Origin of the sequence: Aggregicoccus sp. 17bor-14, from assembly GCF_009659535.1 — a bacterium.
GTDB lineage: Bacteria > Myxococcota > Myxococcia > Myxococcales > Myxococcaceae > Aggregicoccus.
Window position 1 is genome coordinate 237,508 of the sequence record NZ_VJZZ01000011.1, and the last position, 21,236, is coordinate 258,743.

General features: G+C 73.3%; 19 protein-coding genes. 11 read left to right on the forward strand and 8 right to left on the reverse strand.

Annotated features, from left to right (window positions below):
* The first annotated feature begins 7 nt into the window (after positions 1–7).
* A complete protein-coding gene (locus FGE12_RS21250; RefSeq protein ID WP_153868353.1) occupies positions 8–961 on the forward strand; it encodes a S9 family peptidase in 954 nt (317 codons plus the stop codon).
* Between the two features lie 13 nt (positions 962–974).
* On the opposite strand, the gene FGE12_RS21255 is transcribed toward FGE12_RS21250, so the two are convergent.
* Positions 975–2,306, reverse strand: a complete 1,332-nt coding sequence (locus tag FGE12_RS21255; protein ID WP_370459093.1) for a BamA/TamA family outer membrane protein — start codon at positions 2,304–2,306, stop codon at positions 975–977.
* Between the two features lie 284 nt (positions 2,307–2,590).
* Here FGE12_RS21255 and FGE12_RS21260 point away from each other — a divergent pair, with 284 nt between their 5' ends.
* Genes FGE12_RS21260 through FGE12_RS21280 form a run of 5 tightly spaced genes read left to right on the forward strand, consistent with a single transcriptional unit; the run spans position 2,591 to position 6,929 of the window.
* Positions 2,591–3,805, forward strand: a complete 1,215-nt coding sequence (locus FGE12_RS21260; RefSeq protein WP_153868355.1) for a hypothetical protein — start codon at positions 2,591–2,593, stop codon at positions 3,803–3,805.
* Positions 3,806–3,815: 10 nt separating this feature from the next.
* Entirely contained in the window at positions 3,816–4,781 is a 966-nt protein-coding gene (locus FGE12_RS21265; protein ID WP_153868356.1) for a HEAT repeat domain-containing protein, read from the forward strand.
* 37 nt (positions 4,782–4,818) lie between these two features.
* Positions 4,819–5,346, forward strand: a complete 528-nt coding sequence (locus FGE12_RS21270; protein WP_153868357.1) for a hypothetical protein — start codon at positions 4,819–4,821, stop codon at positions 5,344–5,346.
* 54 nt (positions 5,347–5,400) lie between these two features.
* On the forward strand, positions 5,401–5,823 hold the full coding sequence (locus FGE12_RS21275) for a nuclear transport factor 2 family protein (protein ID WP_228530962.1): 423 nt from the start codon (positions 5,401–5,403) through the stop codon (positions 5,821–5,823).
* A 50-nt stretch (positions 5,824–5,873) separates the two neighbouring features.
* A complete protein-coding gene (locus FGE12_RS21280) occupies positions 5,874–6,929 on the forward strand; it encodes an LLM class flavin-dependent oxidoreductase (protein ID WP_153868358.1) in 1,056 nt (351 codons plus the stop codon).
* 5 nt (positions 6,930–6,934) lie between these two features.
* Here the strand turns inward: FGE12_RS21280 and FGE12_RS21285 are convergent, their stop codons facing one another.
* Positions 6,935–7,966, reverse strand: coding sequence for an NAD-dependent epimerase/dehydratase family protein (locus FGE12_RS21285; RefSeq protein ID WP_153868359.1), 1,032 nt, complete (start codon positions 7,964–7,966; stop codon positions 6,935–6,937).
* 57 nt (positions 7,967–8,023) lie between these two features.
* On the opposite strand from FGE12_RS21285, the gene pcnB reads away from it, so the two are divergent.
* Positions 8,024–9,721 carry a polynucleotide adenylyltransferase PcnB gene (pcnB, locus tag FGE12_RS21290; RefSeq protein ID WP_153868360.1) on the forward strand — a complete coding sequence of 566 codons (1,698 nt, stop codon included), beginning with the start codon at positions 8,024–8,026 and terminating at the stop codon, positions 9,719–9,721.
* A 63-nt stretch (positions 9,722–9,784) separates the two neighbouring features.
* On the opposite strand, the gene FGE12_RS21295 is transcribed toward pcnB, so the two are convergent.
* The 3 genes from FGE12_RS21295 to FGE12_RS21305 form a co-directional block, all read right to left on the reverse strand.
* Positions 9,785–10,975 (reverse strand): DNA polymerase IV, encoded by a 1,191-nt coding sequence (locus FGE12_RS21295; protein WP_370459094.1) that lies wholly within the window; start codon positions 10,973–10,975, stop codon positions 9,785–9,787.
* A 113-nt stretch (positions 10,976–11,088) separates the two neighbouring features.
* Entirely contained in the window at positions 11,089–12,090 is a 1,002-nt protein-coding gene (locus FGE12_RS21300) for a lipase family protein (RefSeq protein ID WP_153868361.1), read from the reverse strand.
* Positions 12,091–12,236: 146 nt separating this feature from the next.
* Positions 12,237–12,752 (reverse strand): hypothetical protein, encoded by a 516-nt coding sequence (locus FGE12_RS21305; RefSeq protein WP_153868362.1) that lies wholly within the window; start codon positions 12,750–12,752, stop codon positions 12,237–12,239.
* Positions 12,753–12,832: 80 nt separating this feature from the next.
* On the opposite strand from FGE12_RS21305, the gene FGE12_RS21310 reads away from it, so the two are divergent.
* Entirely contained in the window at positions 12,833–13,717 is an 885-nt protein-coding gene (locus FGE12_RS21310) for an AraC family transcriptional regulator (protein WP_153868363.1), read from the forward strand.
* A gap of 1 nt (position 13,718) precedes the next feature.
* On the opposite strand, the gene FGE12_RS21315 is transcribed toward FGE12_RS21310, so the two are convergent.
* A complete protein-coding gene (locus FGE12_RS21315; protein ID WP_153868364.1) occupies positions 13,719–15,236 on the reverse strand; it encodes a glycosyltransferase family 87 protein in 1,518 nt (505 codons plus the stop codon).
* A 196-nt stretch (positions 15,237–15,432) separates the two neighbouring features.
* Here FGE12_RS21315 and FGE12_RS21320 point away from each other — a divergent pair, with 196 nt between their 5' ends.
* Positions 15,433–17,115, forward strand: coding sequence for an ATP-binding protein (locus tag FGE12_RS21320; protein WP_153868365.1), 1,683 nt, complete (start codon positions 15,433–15,435; stop codon positions 17,113–17,115).
* A gap of 8 nt (positions 17,116–17,123) precedes the next feature.
* Here the strand turns inward: FGE12_RS21320 and FGE12_RS21325 are convergent, their stop codons facing one another.
* A complete protein-coding gene (locus tag FGE12_RS21325) occupies positions 17,124–18,092 on the reverse strand; it encodes an RluA family pseudouridine synthase (protein ID WP_194798130.1) in 969 nt (322 codons plus the stop codon).
* 10 nt (positions 18,093–18,102) lie between these two features.
* A complete protein-coding gene (locus FGE12_RS21330) occupies positions 18,103–19,290 on the reverse strand; it encodes a serine/threonine-protein kinase (RefSeq protein ID WP_153868366.1) in 1,188 nt (395 codons plus the stop codon).
* Between the two features lie 255 nt (positions 19,291–19,545).
* Here FGE12_RS21330 and uppS point away from each other — a divergent pair, with 255 nt between their 5' ends.
* Positions 19,546–20,349 carry a polyprenyl diphosphate synthase gene (uppS, locus tag FGE12_RS21335; RefSeq protein ID WP_153868367.1) on the forward strand — a complete coding sequence of 268 codons (804 nt, stop codon included), beginning with the start codon at positions 19,546–19,548 and terminating at the stop codon, positions 20,347–20,349.
* Positions 20,346–21,176: a phosphatidate cytidylyltransferase gene (locus tag FGE12_RS21340; protein WP_194798131.1), complete on the forward strand. Its 831-nt coding sequence runs from the start codon at positions 20,346–20,348 to the stop codon at positions 21,174–21,176. Before uppS ends, FGE12_RS21340 begins: the two co-directional genes overlap by 4 nt.
* Positions 21,177–21,236: the final 60 nt, after the last annotated feature.

Consider the following 21,236-nt stretch of genomic DNA (forward strand, 5'->3'; position numbering starts at 1 on the left):
AGGGCGCATGCACACCACGACGCGGAGCACCCGAGGAGCCGTCACGCTGGGCCTGCTGCTGGGCGCCGCCGCCCTCGCCGCGCCCGGCAAGCACGCGCCGCCCAAGAAGCCGCTGCCGGTGGTGCGCGCGGAGCCCTCCACGACGCACCCCGCGGCCCTCTCGCGCTACCCCGCGCAGCTGCCGCTCGCGGAGAAGGTGGAGGGGGAGCAGAAGCACAAGAACGCCCTGGTGCGCGACGTCACCTTCGCGGGGCTCGACGCCTCGGACCGGATGCGCGCCTACGTGGTGCAGCCCGCGGGCCGGGGGCCCTACGCGGGCCTGCTCTACGTGCACTGGCTCGGCGACCCCGAGACGACCAACCGCAAGCAGTTCCTCGACGACGCGGTGGTGATGGCGAGCCAGGGCGTGGTCTCGGTGCTGGTGGACGCGATGTGGTCCGAGCCGGGCTGGTACGCCAAGCGCACCTACGAGACCGACTACGAGCGCTCGGTACAGCAGGTGCAGCGGCTGCGGCGCGCGCTGGACCTGCTGGTGGCCCAGCCAGGCGTGGACCCGAAGCGCATCGGCTTCGTGGGCCACGACTTCGGCGCGATGTACGGCGCCCTCATGGGCGCGGTGGACGGGCGGCCGCGCGCCTACGTGTTCATGGCGGCGAACCCCCACTTCAGCACCTGGTACATGCTGGGCAAGCGCCAGCCCAAGGACCCGGACGCCTACGTGAAGCAGATGTCCGTGCTGGATCCCACGCGCTACCTGCCCGAGCTCTCGCCCGCGCCCGTGTTCTTCCAGTTCGCCACGAAGGATCGCTACGTGAGCGCGAAGGAGGCGGACGAGATCTACGCCTCCGCCGGGGAGCCCAAGCTCGAGCGCCGCTACCCCACGGACCACGGCCTCGAGCTCAAGCGCGGCGCGCAGGATCGCTTCCAGTGGCTGCAGCGCCAGCTCGAGCTGCGCCGCTAGCTCCCGCGCCGCCTCAGGGCGAGACGCCGATGGACAGGTACACGCGCACCTCGCCCGGGTTCACGCCGTACGCCACGTCCACGCCGAGCAGCGGCAGCACCACGGTGGCCAGGTACAGCCTCAGGCCCACGCCCACGCCCTGCGCGACCTCGGCTCCGCTCCGGCCCTGGGCCTGGCCCGGGAGGTAGCCGCGCGCGAGCTGACCGTCCTGGTCCAGCAGCTGGCCCGAGGCCGGCAGGTCCCGGAAGTAGGTGATGGCGGTGTCCGAGAAGCCCACCCCGCGCACCTGCAGGGCGCGGATGTCGAAGAGCGGGAAGTGGTACTCGGCCGTGACGGAGGCCCGGGTGTCGCCGCGGAACTGGCGGTGGAGGAAGCCGCGCAGGTTGCCACCGCCGCTGAGCAGCTCGGTGTGGAAGGGCAGGTCGCGCGCGTACTGCCCCTCCACGCGCAGCGTGAGGTTCTGCGACTCGCGGACGCGGAACCCCTGCCGGTAGAGCAGCCCGTACTTCTGGTAGTCGTAGGCGGACCCAAGCTCGGCGAGGGAGAACTCCGTGGACGCCTCCAGGTTGAGGCCCTCGAGGATGGGCCCCAGGTTCTGGCGCGTGTCGATGCCCGCCATGAGCCGCATCGAGGCATCCGAGGTGGTCTCGTGCGCGACCTCCGCGGGCGCGGTCACCGGGTAGCCCTCCTGCGGCGCGAGCGGGTGCACCCGCGTGAAGCGGTACTTCACCGCGGTGCGGAAGGTGTCGCGCCAGTTGATGGTGAACTCGGTCACCACGCCGAAGGTGTTGATGCGCGTGCTGCGCAGCACCTGGGGGTCCGGGTCGCCGGGCCCGTCCCCGTACTCCTGCATCCGGTCGCTCTTGAGCTGGCCCTCGAAGGAGAGCCGGAACTGGGGGTTGTTGAAGACGTTCGGGTCCAGGAAGCCCACGTAGACGCCCGACTCGTTCGTCGTCGTCTGCGCGCCCACGACGAACTTCTTGCTGAGCCCCAGCACGTTGTTCTCTGCGTAGATGAGCCCGCCGCCCGTGTTCGAGGAAGAGGACGTGAAGATCGGCGCGACGATCCAGGAGAGCTTCTCCGTCACCTCGATGAGCAGGCGGATCTCGCCGGGGCCGGCGGGCACGGCCGTGAGCTTCACGTCCTTGAACAGCCCTGTGGCGTCCAGGTAGCGCCGGGCGCGCACCTCGTCCTCGGGACCGAAGGTGTCCCCCACGCCCACGCGCGAGTACGCGACGATGACCTCCGGGTGCGTGCGCCCGTCGGTGGTCGCCTCGATCTGCACGACGCGCGGCGCCTGGGCCAGGGCGAGCGCCGGCAGCAGCAGCGCGAGCACACCGGCCACGACGCGCACGGAGCACGGGCAGGGGCGGGAACGGGGCGGGGCAACCTGCATCGGGACAGGAACCCTCCAGCATTCAACCTAGGGCGGCGCTCCGCGATTCAACGTGTGCCGCGGTGCACCTTGCACGTCGGCAACGCCCCAACGCCCGAGGAGCCCCGCACGCCCGCCTTCCAGGCGATTGATTCACAAATCAACGAAGCGGGGGTGGGGTGGGAAGCGTTCGCCAGTGGACGCGAAATAGGGTCCTCGCCGGGTGAAGCGCACCCCGAGAGGAGCGCAGGCGCATGTCCGCACCAGAGCCGACGTCGGGCCCGTCCACACGCAGGTCTGCGCGGAGGCGCGCCCTGGCCATCGGCCTCGGCCTCGCCGTCCTCGCGCTCGCCGCAGCGCTCGGGTGGGGCAGGGGAGAGGGGCGCGAGGGAGCGGCAGCGGCAGCGGCTTCGGCCCCTGCAGGCGCGCAGCAGTCGGGGCGCGGCGGCGGCCGTGCTGCGCAGGGCAGCGCCGCCTCGGCCGCCGCAGCCGAGGCGCCCGCGCATGCGCCCGAGTTCGAGCCGGCCGTGTGCTGGAACGACCTCGAGCGCTTCGACGCCGAGGTCACGCTCGCCACCTTCCGCGAGTGGTCCGCGCCGATGCTTGCCTCCCGCGACGGGTTCGTGCGCGACTACCTGAAGGAGCGGCTGGGCGAGCTCATCGGGGGAGATCCCGCCCGCGCGCTGGAGGTGCTCGGCTGGGCGCAGACCGCGGAGGACCGGTCCTACGGCCTCTTCCTGCGCGCCGTGCGGGACTCGGAGGCCGTGCAGCGCCCGGAGGTGTCGTCGCGCCTGCTCGAGCTCGGGCTCGACCCGCGCCTCCCCTCCGAGCGCCGCGCGGGCATCCTCTCCGCGCTGGATACGCAGAGGCGGCTCACCCCGCAGGCGCTCACGCAGCTGACGCGCTTCGCGAAAGACCCGGTCTCCGGAGAGGCCGGCTGGGCCGCCACCCGCACCATCGCCCGGGTGATGAAGCGCGAGCACGCGCAGCGCGCGGACATCTCGCCCTACCTCACGGACCTGCTCACCATCGGCGCCGAGTCACCGGACGAGCAGATCCGCTACCTCGGCCAGATGATGCCCATGCACGCCGCGCCGCTGCTGGACGCGGACGCCACGGCGCGCTTCGAGCAGATCCTCCTCGGCGAGGGCAACGAGGCGGGCCGGGACGCCGCCGCGCACAACCTCTCGCTCTCCTCGGACAAGGCGCGGGTGCTCGCGCTGTTCGCGAGCACCTTCCCGAAGGAGCCCTCCGTCTGCGTGCGCTGGGCGCTGTTCCGCTTCTCCGCGCGCACTGCCGGCAAGCGGGCGCTCCCGGTGATGGCGCGGATGGCGGAGCTCGACCCGCGCTTCGCCGCGCCCTACCGGGACTTCGAGCACCTCTACGCCCTGGGCACCCTGGACTTCGTCCGCGTGTGGCAGGGCCTGCAGGACCAGGACCCCTTCCACTGTCTCGACCGCCACGAGTGAGGGCCACCCCATGAACCGGCTCACGTTGCTCCTCCTCTTCGTCCTGGCCTCGGCGCGGCCCGCGCACGCGCAGAGCGCAGCGGCCCCCGCGCTCCGCGAGTCGACCTGCAGCGTCGAGGGCCTCGGCACGGCGCTGCGGCGCTCGCGCAGCTCGCACTCCGCGGCGTACCGCAAGTACCTGCACGAGCTGGCGAAGGAGGCCGCCGTCACCCTTCCCGCCGCCGAGCTCCAGGCGGCCTTCTGGCGCGAGCGGGACCCGGCGCTCGCGGAGGACCTCGCTGCCGCGGTGGTCGCCCGCACCGAGCGCGGCGCGGACCCGGCCGCCATCCGGGAGGTGGCGCGGCGTGCGCTGGAGGAGCCGGACCCGAAGCTGCGCGCTGCCGTCGTGCGCTCGCTGCGCCGCACCAGCGCGCTGGAGAGCACGGGCGCGCTGTACGAGCAGCTGGTGAAGGACGCCTCGCCCGAGGTGCGCGCCGAGGCGGCGACCAACATCGTCGAGGACGTGCGCGAGGTGTACGCGGGCTTCCACGGACCCGCGTCGGACGCCGCGGTCTCCGCTGCGCTCGCCTCGGATGATCCGGAGGTGACCGCGAAGATCCTCGGCACGCTGGACACGCAAGCGATCAGCGCCGACTCCGCCGGGAGGATTGGGGAGTTGCTGCGCGACGACGCGGTGCAGGTGCGGCGGGCAGCGGCGCTCGCGCTCGGAGGAGTGCCCGCGGAGCAGATGGCGCAGGCGCGCCAGCAGGTGCTCGCGCAGTACGGCGAGGAGCCGAGCCTCGAGGTGCGGCGCGCGCTGCTGCAGAGCCTCGCGCAGCTCGGGTTCATCGGCGCCATCCCGGACCTGCAGCGGCTGCGCGGCGTGGAGCCGCGGCTGTCCGAAGAGATCGACGCGTGGGTGCGCGTCCTCGAGCTGGACCTTCAGGAGTGGAACCTGATCCTGAGGGAGAAGGAGCGGTACGCCCAGGTTCGTTGAAGTTCCCTTGGTCGGAGACCCCGAAAGGAACGAAGTGATGCTCAACCTGAAGAAGAAGTCCCTCGCGCTGCTGGCCTGCCTGGCGCTGCTGCCAATGGTGGCGGACGCGCACACGGTGAAGGGCCCGTACTCCGGGACCATCACCACGACGACGTACTACTCGAGCGGCAGCTTCCACGGCGCGGTGGACGTGGCTGGTGACGGCGCCTGCAACTACTGGGGCGTGCAGACCTCCGTGGTCGGCTCCGTGTACTGGAACATCACGATCAACACCTCGACCAACGTCTGCTACGGCAACGGCAGCGGCAACCAGAACCAGGCGCGCCACGTCTGGGCGAGCGGCTGGAGCTTCCGCCTCTGGCACTGGAACAAGACCGGCAACTCGTACGACCGCACCTGCGACCGCTGCCAGATCGGCGACGAGGGCGGCACCGGCAACGCCACCGGCCCGCACACCCACCTGCAGCAGGACAAGAGCGGCACCCTGGATACGTCCTGGTACTCCGGCTACACCGTGAAGGGTGAGCACGTGGACCGCAGCGAGACGCTCGGCGTCCTCGACTAGGCTCGCGGAGCTTCGCGCAGGAGCCGCCCGGGTGCAGCAGGGCGGCTCCTGTGTATGAGCGGAGGTTTCGAGATGGACGGCGACGACCGCAACCTCGCAGTGATCCGGTCCTACCTGCAGGACCTGGCGGCAGGTGCCGTCGGGGACCGGCTGGCGGCGTACTTCACCCCGGACGCCGTCCAGGTCGAGCTCCCGAACCGCCTCAACCCGCAGGGCGGCAGGAGCGACCTCGCCACGCTGCTCACGCGGGCCGAGCAGGGCCAGCGCGTGCTGCGCGGGCAGCGCTATGAGATCCGCTCGGCGGTGGTGCAGGGCGACCGCGTCGCAGTCGAGGCCCTGTGGACGGGAACACTGGCCATCGCGCTGGGGTCGCTCGCCCCGGGCGCCGAGATGCGGGCGCACTTCGCGATGTTCTTCGAGCTCCAGGACGGCCGCATCCGCTCGCAGCGCAACTACGACTGCTTCGAGCCCTGGTAACCAGGCTCTTTTCCAGGACTGCCCGGCGTGAGGGCGTTAGTCGGAACCGGATGACGGACCCACGGCTCACCCTCTCGGTGCTGGACCTCATCCCGGTTCACAGCACGCAGACCTCGGCGCAGGCGCTCTCGGCCAGCCTCTCGCTCGCCCAGGGAGCGGAGGCGCTCGGCTACCACCGCTACTGGGTCGCCGAGCACCACAACATGGAGGCGGTCGCCTCCACGAACCCCGCCGTGCTGCTGGGGCTCATCGGCTCGCGCACGCAGCGCATCCGCCTCGGCTCGGGCGGGGTGATGCTGCCCAACCACGCCCCGCTCGTCGTCGCCGAGCAGTTCGCGCTGCTCGAGGCCGCCTTCCCCGGCCGCGTGGACCTGGGGCTGGGGCGTGCGCCCGGCAGCGACCCGGTCATCACCGCGCTGCTGCGCCAGAGCGGCGCCGTGAGCGAGGTGGAGGCCTTCGAGCGCAACGTCCTCGACATCGGCGCGCTCTTGAACCCCGAGGGCGCGGCGCTGCAGCTGCGCTCCGGGCAGGTGTACGGGCTGCGCGCGACGCCGCGGGCCGCCTCGACCCCGCGGCTGTGGATCCTGGGCTCCAGCGACTACTCGGCGCGGCTCGCAGCGCGTCAGGGGCTGCCCTACGTGTTCGCCCACCACTTCTCGGGGGACGAGCAGGCCACCGGCCACGCGCTCTCGCTGTACCGCCAGGGCTTCACCCCCACCGAGGCGCTGCCGCGTCCGCAGGCCTTCATCGGCGTCAACGTCTCCGTGGCGCCGACGCGCGAGGAGGCCTACGCCCAGGCGCTGCCCCAGCTGCAGCTCATGGCCCGCCTGCGCAGCGGCCTGCCGCTGGGCCCCGTGCCCACGGTGGAGGAGGCCGAGGCCACCACCATGGGGCCGCTGCAGCAGGAGCTCATGGACGACATGGCCCGCCGCTGGATCATCGACGCGCCTGCTGCTGCCGCCGAGCGCCTGCGCGACCTCGCCCGCCGCCACGAGCTGCATGAGCTGATGGTGGTCCCCTACGGCGCCGCGCGCGCGGGCTCGGACCCCTCGCAGGCCGCCGCGCGCATCCGCACGCTCCAGCTGCTCGCGGAGGCGATGGGGTAGGGCACTCAGGCCACGATGCCGCGCGGGGTGAGGGGCTGGTCGCGCGGCAGGAGCCCCTCCTCCTGGAACCAGCGCAGGGCCTCGCGGATGCCGAGGCGCACCGGGCGCGGGTGGTAGCCCAGCTCGCGCATCGCGCGCCCCGAGCTCTGGTAGGCGGGCAGGGTGAGCGCCTGCAGGAACGCGGTGTTCACGAACTTGAACAGCTCCGGGCTGAGCCGCCCCACCACGTCCCCGAGGCGTCCGGCGCCCTGCAGCGCGGCCCGGGGCATGGGCAGGCGCGGCGGCGCCACGCCCACCTCCTCGGCGATGGTGGTGAGGAACTGCCGGTAGGTGAGGTTCTCGCCGCCCAGGATGTAGCGCTCGCCCGGTGCTCCCTTCTCCATCACCAGGCGCAGCCCCTCGGCCACGTCCGCCGCGTTGACGACGTTGATGCCGCCGCTCGGGTACGCGGCCACCACGCCGCGCGCCACGTAGAGCAGCAGCTCGCCCGAGGAGGGGCGCACGTCATAGGGCCCCACGACGTAGCCGGGGCAGCCGGCGAGCACCTCGAAGCCCGGCGCGTTGGCGGCGAGCGCGAGCTGCTCGGCCTCGCGCTTGGACTGGTGGTAGGGGTTGTCGCCCGCGTAGTTGAAGGGCGTGCTCTCGTCCGCCGGGTGGTCCAGCGTCCCGTGGCCCCCCGCGGCCACGCTGGAGACGAACACCAGGCGGCGCACGCCGGCGGCGCGCGCGGCCTCGAGCACGTTGCGCGTGCCCTCGGTGTTGATGCGCACCAGGTCCTGGCGGGAGAAGGGATCGAAGCGCACCGTGCCGGCGGCGTGGTACACGTGGGTGACGCCCCGCAGCGCCTCGCGCAGGGAGGCGGCGTCGAGGATGTCCCCCCGGGCCTCCTCGTAGTCGCGGCCCCGGACGAGGCCCCGGAGCCCCCTCCGGTCGCTGCGCTCGCGGGCGAGGAGCCTGGGCTTCTCCCCCCGGCTGCACAGCAGGTGGGCGAGGTTGGCGCCCACCAGGCCGGTGGCTCCAGTCAATAGAGTGGTCATGTCCTACTTCCTCCGGGGCGGGATGCGGTATAGACGCAGCCCTCAAAAAAGCCCGCGATGACGCGCGAATCCACTGAAATCCCGCCTGCTGGCGGCCCCGCTGAGCCTGCGCCCGAGACCGCGCGCGAGGCTGCCCACCTGGGCACAGAGGGGGCCGCCGCGCCCGAGGTCAACCCCATGTCGTCGTCTACCGAGCAGCAGCCCGAGCACGCGCTGCGCGTCTCCTCCGAGGTCGCTGCGCTGCCCGTCCCCGTCGAGGCCGAACCTGCCTCCACCCCTGCCTCGCCCGCCGCCTCCGGCCCCGCCGACGCGGAGCTCGTCGCGCCCACCACCACGGCCAGCGGCGAGCCGGCCGAGATCAACCCCGCGGACCTGGACCCGGACGCGCTGAAGGTGGTGCTGCGGCTGCAGCACCACGGGCACGAGGCCTACTTCGTCGGCGGCTGCGTGCGCGACCTGCTGCTGGGCCGCAAGCCGAAGGACTTCGACATCGCCACCAGCGCCACCCCGAACGAGGTGCGCGCCACCTTCCGCAACTGTCGCCTCATCGGCCGGCGCTTCCGGCTCGCGCACGTCTACTTCAAGGGCGGGAAGATCATCGAGGTCTCCACCTTCCGCGCGAACCCCACCGAGGTGGAGGCGAACGGCGAGGAGGTGGACGCGAAGGACGGCGAGGACGGTGGGCTGCTCATCACCCACGACAACGTCTTCGGCACCGCGTGGCAGGACGCGCGCCGGCGCGACTTCACCATCAACGGGCTCTTCTACGACGTGAGCGAGGGCCGGGTCATCGACTACGTGCGCGGCCGGCGCGACCTGGACGAGCGGCTCATCCGCACCATCGGCGACCCCGAGGTGCGGCTGCGCGAGGACCCGGTGCGCATCCTTCGCGCCGTGCGCTTCGCCTGCAAGCTGGGGCTGGACCTCGAGAGCCGCACCTACGCGGCGATGGAGGGCGCGGTGGAGGATCTCCCGCTGTGCGCGCCCGCGCGCCTGCTCGAGGAGAGCTTCCGCCTCATCCGCACCGGCGTGTCCGCGGGCAGCTTCAAGCTGCTGGACGCGCTGGATGCGCTGAAGATCCTCCTGCCCCCGGTGGCCAGCTTCTTCAAGGAGCACGGCAAGGAGGGCGAGCGCACCTTCTACGCCTTCGCCGAGGCGCTGGACCGCCGCATCGCGCGCGGGGAGCAGCTGGACGACGCGCTGCTGCTCGCGGCGCTGCTGGTGCCCATCTCCCGCGCCACGCCGCCTCAGCAGACCGAGGGCGGCGAGGGCGGGGACGTGCCGGCCAACGCCACGGTCGCGGCCTCCATCGAGCACCTGCTCGGCGAGTTCGTGCGCACCGCGCGCCTGCCGCGCCGCATCGCCGAGCGCTGCCGCATGCTGCTCATCGCGCAGCGCACGCTCACCGGCGAGCGCCGCCGTCGCGGCAGCCTCGCGAGCTTCCGCCGCCACCCCATCTTCCAGGACGCGCTCACGGTGTTCGAGCTCACCGTGGAGGCCACCGGCCAGCACCGCGAGATGCTGGAGCAGTGGAAGAGCGGCGAGGCGCCGCGCCCGCCTGCGCAGGAGAAGGCCGCGGCCCCCAGCGCCGAGGGTGCGGGCGAGGCCGCCGCGCCCCGCAAGCGGCGCCGGCGCCGGCGCGGAGGCCGCCGCGGTGAGAGCGGTGGCAACGCCGAGGCGGGAGACCCCACGCCCCCTGGACAGGACTCCCACGCCGAGTCCTCGGACGCCTCCGACACCTCGGACGAAGAGTAGCCGTGTCCTCCCTCTCCCTCTGGGAGAGGGTCGGGGTAAGGGTGCCGGGCGAAGCTGCGCCCCTCAGCGCTTCTTGTTGCGAGGATCTCCGGGCGGCTGCTCTTCGCCACCCACGATGTCCGCGGTCGTCACGGCCTTGGAGCCGAAGCGCTCGGCGATCTTGTCCAGCGCGGCATTCAGCTTCGCGCTGCGCGGGGGCGGCGCGCTGAACAGCCCCAGCTGGGCCGCGCCCGTGTCGAGCTCCTGCGCGCTCACGCCGGTGAGCCGCACGGGCCGATGTCCGTGGGCCCGCTCCAGCAGCTCGAGCGCCGCGCGGTAGAGCACCTGGCCGTCGTCGGTGGGCTCGGCGAGCGTCGTGCGGCGCGTGATGAGGGTGAAGTCCGCGAACTTGAGCTTCAGCTGCACCACGCGCCCCTTCACGCCGGCGCGCCGCAGCCGCCGCCCCACGCGCAGGGCCTGGTCGTGCACGTTCGGACGCAGCGCCTCCAGGCCCTCCAGGTCCTCGTCGAAGGTGTCCTCGGCGCCCACGCTCTTGGCGGCGCGGTCGGGCACCACCTCGCGCGGGTCGATGCCGTGGGCGAGCTCCCACAGCCCGCGCCCGCTGGAGCCGAAGCGGTCCTCGAGCCAGCGCACGTCGCGCGCGGCGACGTCTCCGATGGTCCGCAGCCCCGCCGCCCGCAGGCTCTCCTCGGTCTTCGGTCCCACGCCCCAGAGGCGCGAGACGGGCAGGGGCGCGAGGAAGGCGACGGTGTCAGCGGTGGGCACCTCGCGCTGGCCGTTGGGCTTCGCCAGGTCGCTGGCCATCTTCGCCACGAACTTCACGCCGGCGATGCCCGCGGAGGCCGGGAGGCTCACCTCCTTGGCGATCTCCGCGCGGATGCGGCGTGCAATGTCCGCGGGCGCGCCGAAGAGGCGCACGGAGGCGGTGACGTCGAGGAAGGCCTCGTCCAGCGAGAGCGGCTCGATGAGCGGGGTGTAGCGTTCGAAGATGCCGAAGACCTGGTCGCTCGCCTGGCTGTAGGCCGAGAAGCGGGGGCGCACGACGATGGCGTGGGGTGCGAGCTTCACGGCGCGCGCCATGGGCATGGCGCTGCGCACCCCGAAGGGGCGCACCTCGTAGGAGGCCGCCACCACCACGCCGCGCTTCTCGTGCCCGCCGACGATGAGCGGCTTGCCCCGCAGCTCCGGGTGGTCTCGCTGCTCCACGGACGCGTAGAAGGCGTCCATGTCCACGTGGATGATCGCGCGGCTCACCCGCACAGTCTAACGGCCCCGGCTTCGGGAAGCAGGCTCCTCGCGAGCGGGCGCCGGGCGGCGGACGGGTGACGGGTGTCACCCGCCGCGGGCCCTCGACCGGGGCGCTGCGGCTACTGCGTCGCGTGGTCGCGCACCATGCGCAGCTGGATGGCGGCCGTCTTGTCCTTCGTGTCGTTGTGCGTGTAGCCGCTCGAGGAGAAGACGCGCTCGCCCGTCTGGCCGGGGATGCGGCTCGTGTACTCGTAGTAGACGACGCCGCCGTAGCCGATGACCTCGTCTTGAGTGCTGAAGAGGCTGTAGCGGTAGGCGCCCTCGTAGCCGCTGCTCGAGTAGAGGTTTTGCAGGAAGGCGCTGCGGCCGCTCACGCCCACGCCGTTCCAGTAGCCCGGGTACAGGCCGTTGGTGGAGCCGCAGGTGGGGGTGGTGGGGCCGGTGCTGTAGCAGGCGGTGAGCCCGCGGTTGGCGCCCGAGATGCCCACGAAGGTGTCCACGCTGCCGGTGAGGCTCGCGCCCACGTAGTACTGCCCGCCGTCCGCGGCGTCGCTCGCGTAGCCTCCGAGGATGGCCTTGCGCGCGAGCGTCACGCCCATCGAGTGGGCGACGATGTCGACCTTCGCCGCGCCGGTGTAGGCCTTCACGGCCTCGATGAACTTGCGCACCCGCATCACGTTCTCGCGCGAGTGGTACTGCTGCGAGGTGTAGAGCACGTTCGCCGGCCCCCACGTCGTCGCATACAGCTCGCGCGGGCGGTAGCCCTGCGACTCGAAGTAGTTGATGGACGCGCTCCAGCCCGTGTAGCTCGCGCTCCCGTAGGCGAGCGCGCGGTCGGAGTTGCCGTGGATGAAGATGACGGGGTGGCGCGTGACGGCGTCCGCGTCGCTCGCCTTGCCGCCGTAGGAGCCGCCGGCGAGGTCGCCGCGGTTGAAGTCGTAGCTGCCGTAGCCGTTGTTGCTCAGCCAGGTGCGGAAGTGCGAGGTGAGGCCCGCGGGGTTCACCAGCGCCGCGGACTGCGAGCCCACCTCGGCCGCCGGGGCGGCCTCCGGCAGCTCCTCCGCCGGGCCACAGCCCAGCACCACTCCCACGCACAAGGACAGCAGGGGCAACGCGCGCATCACGACCTCCGCACCACGCTCAGGGCCCTCCGCGGCATGCGGAGCCGGCCACCGGGGGCAGACCCTACGCAGCGCCCGGGGCCGCCCGCACGCCGCAGCGCGCGCCCTCTGTGCACCACTGCACGAACATGAAGGTGAATTCAGGTTCAGGCGCGCTGCATGCGGAACTCCGACTCCAGCCGCCAGGTCACCCCGTCCGGCTCGAGCACGTGCCCCTGCCAGAGGAAGCGCTCGCGGGTGATCTCCTCGAAGTTCCAGCGGATGGGGCGCTCGTCGCGCAGGCCCACCTGCACCACGCGCTCGCCCACGCGCTGGCCCACCAGCTCGCAGCGCACGCCGCGGGTGGGGCTGATCCACGTCACCTGCCAGTCCTGCGTCGCCGGGCGGAACACCCGCAGCGTGGTGCCATAGCGCCCCGCGGGGGCTCCGGGCAGGCCGCGCTCCGGACGGGCGGGGGAGATCCACAGGTCCTGCACCGCGCGCCCCTCGAGCGACCAGCAGAAGTGCACCTCCGCGCTGTGCACCGTGGAGGGCTTGCCCACCGGGAAGTCGTGCACCTCGCCCCGCCAGCTGCCGATGAGCCGGCCGTAGGTGTCCGCGTGGCCAGCGAGGAGGGGGTGGGGGCCGGGGGAGGCGAGGGCCTCGAGGAAGGAAGGAACCATGGGCGTGCTCCTGCGGGTGTGAGAGGCTGCCAGTGGACCTCGCCCCTGCCCGCCGCGACTTGGCGGAAATTGCGCTCCCGATGCCTGCCCCTCTCCAGACCCCGCTCGCCCTCGCGCTCGCCCGCAAGCAGCGGGCGGGGGCCGCGGGTGGCGCACGGGGAAGGCGGCTCGCGCAGGGAGCGGGCTGGTGGGTGCAGGAGGTGCTCTGCACCTCGGGCCCCACGGACGCGCGCTTCGAGGAGCGCCACGGTGCGGCCTCGGTCTCGCTGGTGCTGGAGGGGCAGTTCACCTACCGCGCCGAGCGGGGCCCGGTGCTGCTGTCTCCCGGCGCGCTGCTGCTGGGTAACGCGGCCCACGCCTTCGAGTGCAGCCACGAACACGGCGAGGGCGACCACTGCCTCTCCTTCCAGTTCGAGCCGTCCCTGCTCGAGGCGCTCGCGCGCGACGCGGGCGTGCGCCGCCCGCGCTTCGCCCACCACCGGCTGCCCCCGCTGCGGGCACTCGCGCCCCTCGTCGCGCGCGCGGTGGCCCTGGCGCGCGGCAGCCCGGGCGAGGCTTCGCTCGAGGAGCTCGCGCTCCGGCTCGGGGCGGCCGCCCTCGTGCACAGCGCGAACGAGGCGACGCCGCCCCCGGTGAGCGGTGCGGACCTGCGCCGGGTGGGGCGGGTGCTGCGCGAGGTGCAGGGCCGTCTCGCCGAGCCGCACGGCCTGGAGGCGCTCGCCGCGCGCGCAGGGCTCAGCCGCTTCCACTTCCTGCGCACCTTCCGCCGCGTGACGGGCGTGACGCCGCACCAATGGCTCCTGAGGGCGCGCCTGCGCGAGGCGGCCCGGAGGCTCGCCACCACGCGCGCGCCGGTGACCGAGGTGGCGCTGGAGGTGGGCTTCCAGGAGCTCTCCCACTTCACGCGCGCCTTCCGCGCGGAGCTGGGCGTGACGCCCGGCCGCTTCGCGCGCTCCGGGCGCTGAGCTACAGCCCCGAGGCCGTCGCCGCAGGGCGGGCGCCTGCAGCGAGCGCTGCGCGGGAGGCGCGCGACTCGAGGTGGCCCCGGCGGAGCACCCGGGCGAGCGCGAGCGCTGCGAGCGCGAAGGTGAGCAGCTGCGGCACGCCGCTCAGCAGCGCGAGCGTCCGCGGCGCGAGCGTCCAGTCCAGCGGCCAGAACACGTTGAGGCCCAGCCAGGTGAGCCCCAGCGCCGCGAGCGTCCTCGCGTGCGGCGCGGCGGTGGCCGCCAGCAGCGTGAGGAGCCACAGCGGCGTGAAGGCCGCGTAGGCCTGCGGCAGGAAGGGGCTGCGCAGCGTGGCGAGCAGGAGGAGGGTGAGCCAGGCCAGGGGACGCTCGGCCGGGGTCGATGTGCGCCGGCCAGCTGCCCATGCGGCCGCGATGACGACCAGCGTGTACACCCACCCGAGCGCCTTGGCCGCCGCGAAGCCCATGCCCGGCACGCCGAACAGCTTCAGCTTGAAGGCGAGGCCGGGCACCGAGAAGTTGATCGCCATGGCGGCCGGGTTGCGGAAGGCCGGAAAGGCCTCGCCTCCGAGGATCTGCGGCAGGCGCTCGAGGAACGCCGCGTAGGGGGCCCCGCCGAGGTCCAGCAGCGAGAGGCCGAGCCACACCGCACCCATGACTGCCGTCCACGCGAGGGCCCTCCACTGGCGCCGCGCCAGCAGGTAGACGAGCAGCATCCCGGGGAAGAGCTTGCTCAGCGTCACGAAGGCGAGCACCGCTCCCCCCGCGGCCCAGCGGCGCCGCTCGAAGAGCAGCATCGCGAGCATCGACGCGGCGATCACCGCGCCCTGCACGTTGCCCTTCTGCAGGACGCTCAGCGTGGGGTACGCGACCCAGACGAGCGGCGACATCAGCAGGGCGCGCGTGCCCACGGTGGGCCCCAGCGCCCGAGCCACGGCGAGCAGCGCGCCCAGCATCAGCCCTGCCTCGAGCGCGAACCACAGCAGCCGCTGCCGAAGGAAGTCCGGTGCGAGTACTCCCACCGCGCGCGGCAGCAGGAGGAAGGGGGGCGGGTACTCGAAGACGTCCACGCGGAAGGGCCCGAGCATCCGGGGCGTGCGCACGCCGGTCGCGCTGCTGCCGGGCGCGTCGTACAGCGCGTCGTCGTAGATGCGCGGGGTTCGCTCCACGGCCTGCGCCGCCACGGAGTAGGCCGTGAGACAGGAGTGGCGCACCTCCCAGTCGCTCGAGGGCACGAGCGAGGCGCCGACCTGCGCGGGGTCCGCCATGAAGACCAGCAGGCGCGTGAGCAGCACCAGCGCCGCGAGTGTCCCGGGGCCGGAGAGCCACGCGAGGCCGCGGGAGCTCGCCGCCGCATCCAGCGCGACGGCCGGGTGACGCCAGGTCGCCCAGAAGCCGAGGGCGGCGCAGAGCCCCGCGGCCACCGCCACCAGAGCCCAGGGGGCCCCGAGGCCCGCGGCCACCGCCACGGCGAGGAGTCCCACTGCCAACGCCACGGACAGGGCCACGAGCACGCGCATGATGGAGAGGCCTGGCCCTGCGCCGTCCCGAGCAACACTGGACGCGGGTGCGAGCGCCGCGAGGCCCGCTGTGCCTGGCTGCTGGGCGCGCGGCTGCGCAGGTCCGGACAGTCCACCTTACCGGGAGCGGGCACGCGGGGCGCGACCTCGCGCGGAGATGGCCCTATGCTCTGCCCCTCTCCGCCGCACCGCTCCGATGACCACCGACACCCGCGCCCCCGCCGAGCAGGCGCTGCAGGCCTCCCGCTTCCGCCTCTTCACGCTGTGGCTCGGCCCCCTGTGCGGGCTGTTCACGGTGCTGTACCTGGTGGCGGCGCTGGCGCTCGGCGCGCCGCGCTTCCTTGCCGCGAGCCTGCTCGCGCTGCTGCTCGGGCTCTCGTGCGCGGTGGGGCACGTGTGCGCCCGCCAGGGGCGGCTGGAGGCGGCGGCGTGGGCGGTGGGCGGCACGCTGCTCGCGGTGGCCTTCCTCTTCAGCCTGGTGCTGCCCTACGCCTACCCCACGCTGGTGGTGATGCCGGTGGCGGCGATGGCGCTCGTGCTGCCCTACCTGCAGGGCCTGTCGCTGCGGCGCTTCGCGGCGTGCGCGGCGGCGGCCTCGCTGGGCAGCGCTGCGGCAGGGCTGGGGCTGCGCACGGCCTCGGGAATTCCGGCGGAGCTCGAGCGCCTCTTCGTGCTGGCCACGCTCGCCATCGCGGTGAGCCTCACGCTGCTCGCCCTCTGGCAGTTCAGCTCGCGGCTGCGCGAGCTGCTCGAGCGCGTGCGCGAAGCGGACACACGCAAGAGCGACTTCGTGGCGGTGCTCTCGCACGAGCTGCGCAACCCCCTCGCCTCCATCCGCACCGCGGCGGCGCTGCTCTCGCGGCCGCTTCCCAACGGGCTCACCGCGCCCCTCGCCACGGCGCAGGCAGAGCTCGTGGAGCGCGAGGCTGCGCACATGGCGCGGCTGCTCGAGGACCTGCTGGACACGGCGCGCCTGGGCCGCGGAGAGCTGGTGCTGCGCCCCGAGCCCGTGGCCGTGGCGGAGCTGCTCGCGCGCGCCGCCGAGCTGGTGCGCCCCGCGCTCGCCGCGCGCGGCGGCACGCTGCAGGTGGACGCGGGCCCGCCGGGGCTCGGCGTGCACGGAGACCCGGTGCGCCTGGTGCAGGTGCTGAGCAACCTGCTGCACAACGCGGTGAAGTACTCGCCGGACGGGGCGCGCATCGGGCTGACTGCGCGGCAGGTGGGCGGGGACGTCGAGCTCGAGGTGCGCGACGCGGGCCAGGGCGTGGAGGCGCAGGACCAGGCGCGCATCTTCGAGCCCTTCGCCCAGGGCGGAGACCCCCTCACCCGCAGCGGCGGGGGCTTGGGCCTCGGGCTCGCGCTGGTGCGCCAGCTCGTGGCCCTGCACCACGGCAGCGTGCGGGTGCACAGCGCGGGGAGGGGACAGGGCTCCACCTTCACCGTGCGCTTGCCCGCGCTCGCCGAGGCCGTCATGCATGCGCCCGAGGCCGCAGCGCCCGCGCCTTCGCCGCAGGAGCAGGGCGCACGCGTGCTGGTGGTGGACGACAACGTGAACGCCGCGCGCAGCCTCTCGCTCCTGCTCAAGCTCTCGGGCTACCAGGTGGAGGTGGCCCACGACGGGCCCAGCGCGCTGGTGCGCGCGCGCGAGTGGCAGCCCACGCACGTGGTGATGGACATCGGCATGCCGCAGATGGACGGCTACGCCGTGGCGCAGCAGCTGCGCGCACAGCCCGCGCTCGCCGGCGTGCGCCTCTTCGCGCTCACCGGCTACGGGCAGGAGGAGCACCGCGAGCGCGCACGCTCCGTGGGCTTCGAGGAGCACTTCACCAAGCCGGTGAGCCCCGAGCTGCTGCTGCGCGCGCTGGCGTCGAACGCCTGAGCGGCGCGCTAGCCCTGGGGTGCCGCTTCCCCGGACGGCTCGGAGGGCAGCGTGAGCCCGTGGCGCTCCAGGCTCGCGCGCAGCTCCGCGGGCAGGGGGCTGTGCACCCAGAGGGGCTGGCCGCTCGTCGGGTGGGTGACGCCGAGCGCGCGCGCGTGCAGGAAGAAGCGCCCGAGCTCGGGCTCCGCGCGCCCGCCGTACAGCGCATCGCCCACCAGCGGCGCGCCCACGGCGGCGAGGTGCGCGCGGACCTGGTGCAGCACGCCGGTGAAGATGCGCACCTCCACCAGGCTGTACTCGCCCTCGCGCGCGAGCACGCGGAAGCGCGAGTGCGCCTCGCGCGCGTCCGGGCCGCCTTCCGCCGCGGGCTCCACGCGGTCCGGGTGGCGGGGGTGGTGGCGCAGGGGCAGCTCGATGTCGCCCTCGTCCCCGAGCGGCCCCGTCACCAGCGCAAGGTAGCGCTTGTCCACGTCGCGCCCGCTGAAGGCCTGGCGCATCGCCTCCCACGCCTCGCGCGAGCGCGCGGCGAGCAGCACGCCGCTGGTCTCCACGTCCAGGCGGTGGCACAGCCCGCCCTCGCGCGGGTCGGTCGAGGCGCTCGCGCACTCGGGGTAGCGCGCGACGAGCGCGTTGGCCACCGTGCCCGTCTCCCCGGGCTGCAGCGGATGGCTGGGGCGGCCCGCAGGCTTGTCCACGAAGACGAGCGCCGCGTCCTCGTGCAGCACGGAGAGCGCGAAGGAGGTGGCGTCCGCCACGGCCTCGCGCTTGTGCTCCTCCACGGTGACGCGCACCGCCTGGCCGGCCTCCACCAGCTGGCCCTTCTTCGCGCTGCGCCCGTTCACCCGGATGGCGCCCTCGTCGAAGAGGCGCTTGAGGCGCGCGCGGGACAGGCCCAGCGCGTCCCCCACGAACAGGTCCAACCGCGTGCCGGCCTTCTCGGCGGGCACGCTCAACTCGTGCGTCGTCTCGTCGCTCACGGCGCTTCCCTTACTCCGAAAGCGCCTCGAGCACCTCCTCCGCGGTCTGGTACCGGTCGTCCGGCTCCTTGCGCATGAGGCGGTGGGCCACGCGGGCGAGCTGCACGTCGCCCCGGAGGTTGAGGGCGAGCAGGGGCACGGGCTCCGTCTCCAGCACCTTCTGCCACAGCTCGTAGGGGGTCTTCGCGTCGAAGGGGGGCTGGCCGCTGAGCAGCTCGTAGAGGATGACCCCCAGGCTGTAGAGGTCCGCGCGCGCGTCCAATTGCTCGCCGAGGATCTGCTCCGGAGCCATGTACCGGAAGGTGCCCACCAGGCGGCCGTCCGCCGTCACCTGCGCGTCGTCCGCGAGGAACTTGGCGAGCCCGAAGTCCATCAGCCGCACCTGCCGGTCCTCGTCCACCATGATGTTGGAGGGCTTGAGGTCGCGGTGCACGAGGCCGCGCTGGTGGATGTAGGCGAGCGCCTCGCACAGCTGCAGCATGGAGTCCTTCAGCCGGCCCACGCGCTCGGGGCGGTTGAGCTCCTGCAGGTCCGCGCCGCCTGCGCGGCCCGCGTGCGCGGCGGCGTCCGCCCCCACCAGGCTCACGTCCGGGGGCAGCACGAAGGCGCCCGAGTCCCCGCGCGTGTCCGGCTCCTCCATCGCGCGGGCGAAGGCGCGCAGGGACTCCGGGCCGGAGACCTCCTCACTGGGGGACTCCTCGCCGAAGGCGGCGAGCCCGAAGGTGCCGTCGTGCGACACGTCCTCCGAGAGCGAGAGCTCGTCCGAGTCGTCGGAGGCGAAGGCCTCCGGGTCGCGAAGCGCGCGCAGGTCCAGGCGGGGCCCCTCCTGCCAGCGGGGGACATGGTGAGAGCCGGAGCCGGAGCCGGAGGCCGAGGGGGAGAGGAGATCCTCTCCGCGCAGCGAGAGGTAGTGGCGCAGCGTGAGCCCCTCGATGAGCTCCATGGCCAGGTAGGGGTAGCCCTGGTACACGCCGGTGTCGAAGACCTTCACCACGTTGGGGTGGGCCAGGTCCGCCAGCGTCTCGAACTCGCGGGCGAGCCGCCGCGCCGCGCGCGGGTCCAGCGCCGGCCCCGCCGAGAGCAGCTTGAGCGCCACGGCCTCGTTGTTGCGCCGGTCCACCGCCCGATAGACGGTGCCGGCGCCGCCAGCGCCAAGCGTGTCGAGGACGCGGTAGGGACCGATCACCTTCGGAGGCATGGAAGGCTCAGATGTTAGGGACCGGCTCGCGCGAGGGTCAAACTCCCTGACACAGCGTGCGGGCGGCCGATTGGGGAATCAGCAGGATTTCACACCCGGTCCGGGCTGTCATGGGGCCGGGGTAGGGGGCGCGGGGGCCCGGCCGGGGAGCGGGCCGCCAGCAGTCCGCCGGCGCACGCCCGGGGTGCGGGCGGGGAGGTCCCTGAAAACAGGGCGTGGACGCGGCTTTCCCGGGCCTCTATGGTGCGCGGCCTCATGCAACCCCCCCTCGCGCCGGTCCCGGCTCCCACGGCCCTCGAGCTCCAGGTGCGACAGCTCCCGCTGCCGCGCCACGTGGGCATCATCATGGACGGCAACGGGCGGTGGGCGGAGCTGCGGGGCAAGCCGCGCCTCGAGGGGCACCGCGAGGGCTCGGCGAGCGTGCGCGAGGTGACGCGGTGCGCGAGGCGGGTGGGGCTCGAGGCGCTCACCCTGTACGCCTTCAGCAGCCAGAACTGGGCCCGGCCGGCCGAAGAGGTGGCGGGGCTGATGGAGCTCCTGCGCGACTACCTCGAGCGCGAGCGCGCCGAGATCCTCGACAACGGCATCCGGCTCAACGCGATCGGCGAGGTGGACCGGCTGCCGCGCTACGTGCGCGAGCCGCTCGAGCGCCTGCGCGAGGAGAGCCGCCAGAACACCGGCATGACGCTCACCCTGGCGCTCTCCTACGGCGGGCGCGAGGAGCTGCTGCACGCGGCGCGCGCGATGGCGCAGGCGGCGGCGCGCGGCGAGGTGGCGCTGGAGCGGCTCGAGCCGCGCGACCTCGAGCGCTTCCTCTGGACGGCGGAGCTGCCGCCGGTGGACCTCATCGTGCGCACCAGCGGCGAGTACCGGCTGTCCAACTTCCTCCTCTGGCAGGCGGCGTACGCCGAGCTCGTCTTCACGGACGCGCTCTGGCCCGACTTCCGGACGGAGGCCTTCCTGCGCACGCTCGCCCAGTACCAGCAGCGCGAGCGGCGCTTCGGGATGACCTCCGCACAGGTGAAGTGCGAGGAGCCTCCCCAGCGGGCCAAGGCGTGAACGAGAAGAACAAGAACCTCGTCATCCGGGTGGTCTCGGCCTTCGTGCTGCTGCCCGTCATCCTCTTCCTGCTCTTCAAGGGCGGCTTCTACAGCGCCGCGCTGCTGGGCTTCGCCGCGGCCGTGTGCGCAGGCGAGTACTACACCATCGTCTACAAGCGGCTGTGGCCGGCGGCCTGGGTGGGCGCGGCCGTGGCGCTGCTGCTGCCGATGCTGCCCGCGCTCGCGCCGCGCGCGTACGCCGAGGCCGCGTTCTGGCTCGTCGCCGCCTTCTTCTTCTTCTCGTGGGTGTACCAGCTGCTCGCGGGCGGAGCGCTGCAGGAGGCGCCCACTCGCGCCTCGCACCTGCTCACCGGCTGCCTGTACGGCGGGGTGGGGATGATGGCGCTCAGCGCGCTGCGGCTGCGCGAGGACGGCTTCTGGTGGGTGTTCGCCGCCCTGGTCATCACCTGGCTCAACGACACCATGGCCTACTTCGCCGGGCGCTTCCTCGGGCGGCGCAAGCTCTACCCCGCGGTGAGCCCGAACAAGACGTGGGAGGGCTTCCTCGGCGGGCTGCTGGGCTCGGTGCTGGGGCTCTTCATCCTGCGCGCCGTGGCCTTCCCGGTGCTCACGGTGGTGGACTGCGCGGTGCTCGGCGTGCTCGGCGGGCTGCTGGGCCCGATGGGCGACCTGTGCGAGAGCATGCTCAAGCGCGCCTACGGGGTGAAGGACAGCAGCCGGCTCGTGCCGGGCCACGGCGGCATGCTGGACCGCATCGACGCCCTGCTCTTCAACGCCCCGCTGGTGTTCCTCTACGCGTCCTACGTGCGCGCAGTGCTGAACTAGTCGGGCAGGCACGGCGGCCCCGGGGGCCGCCAAGTGCGTTGTCCAGGCAGGGGGCCACGG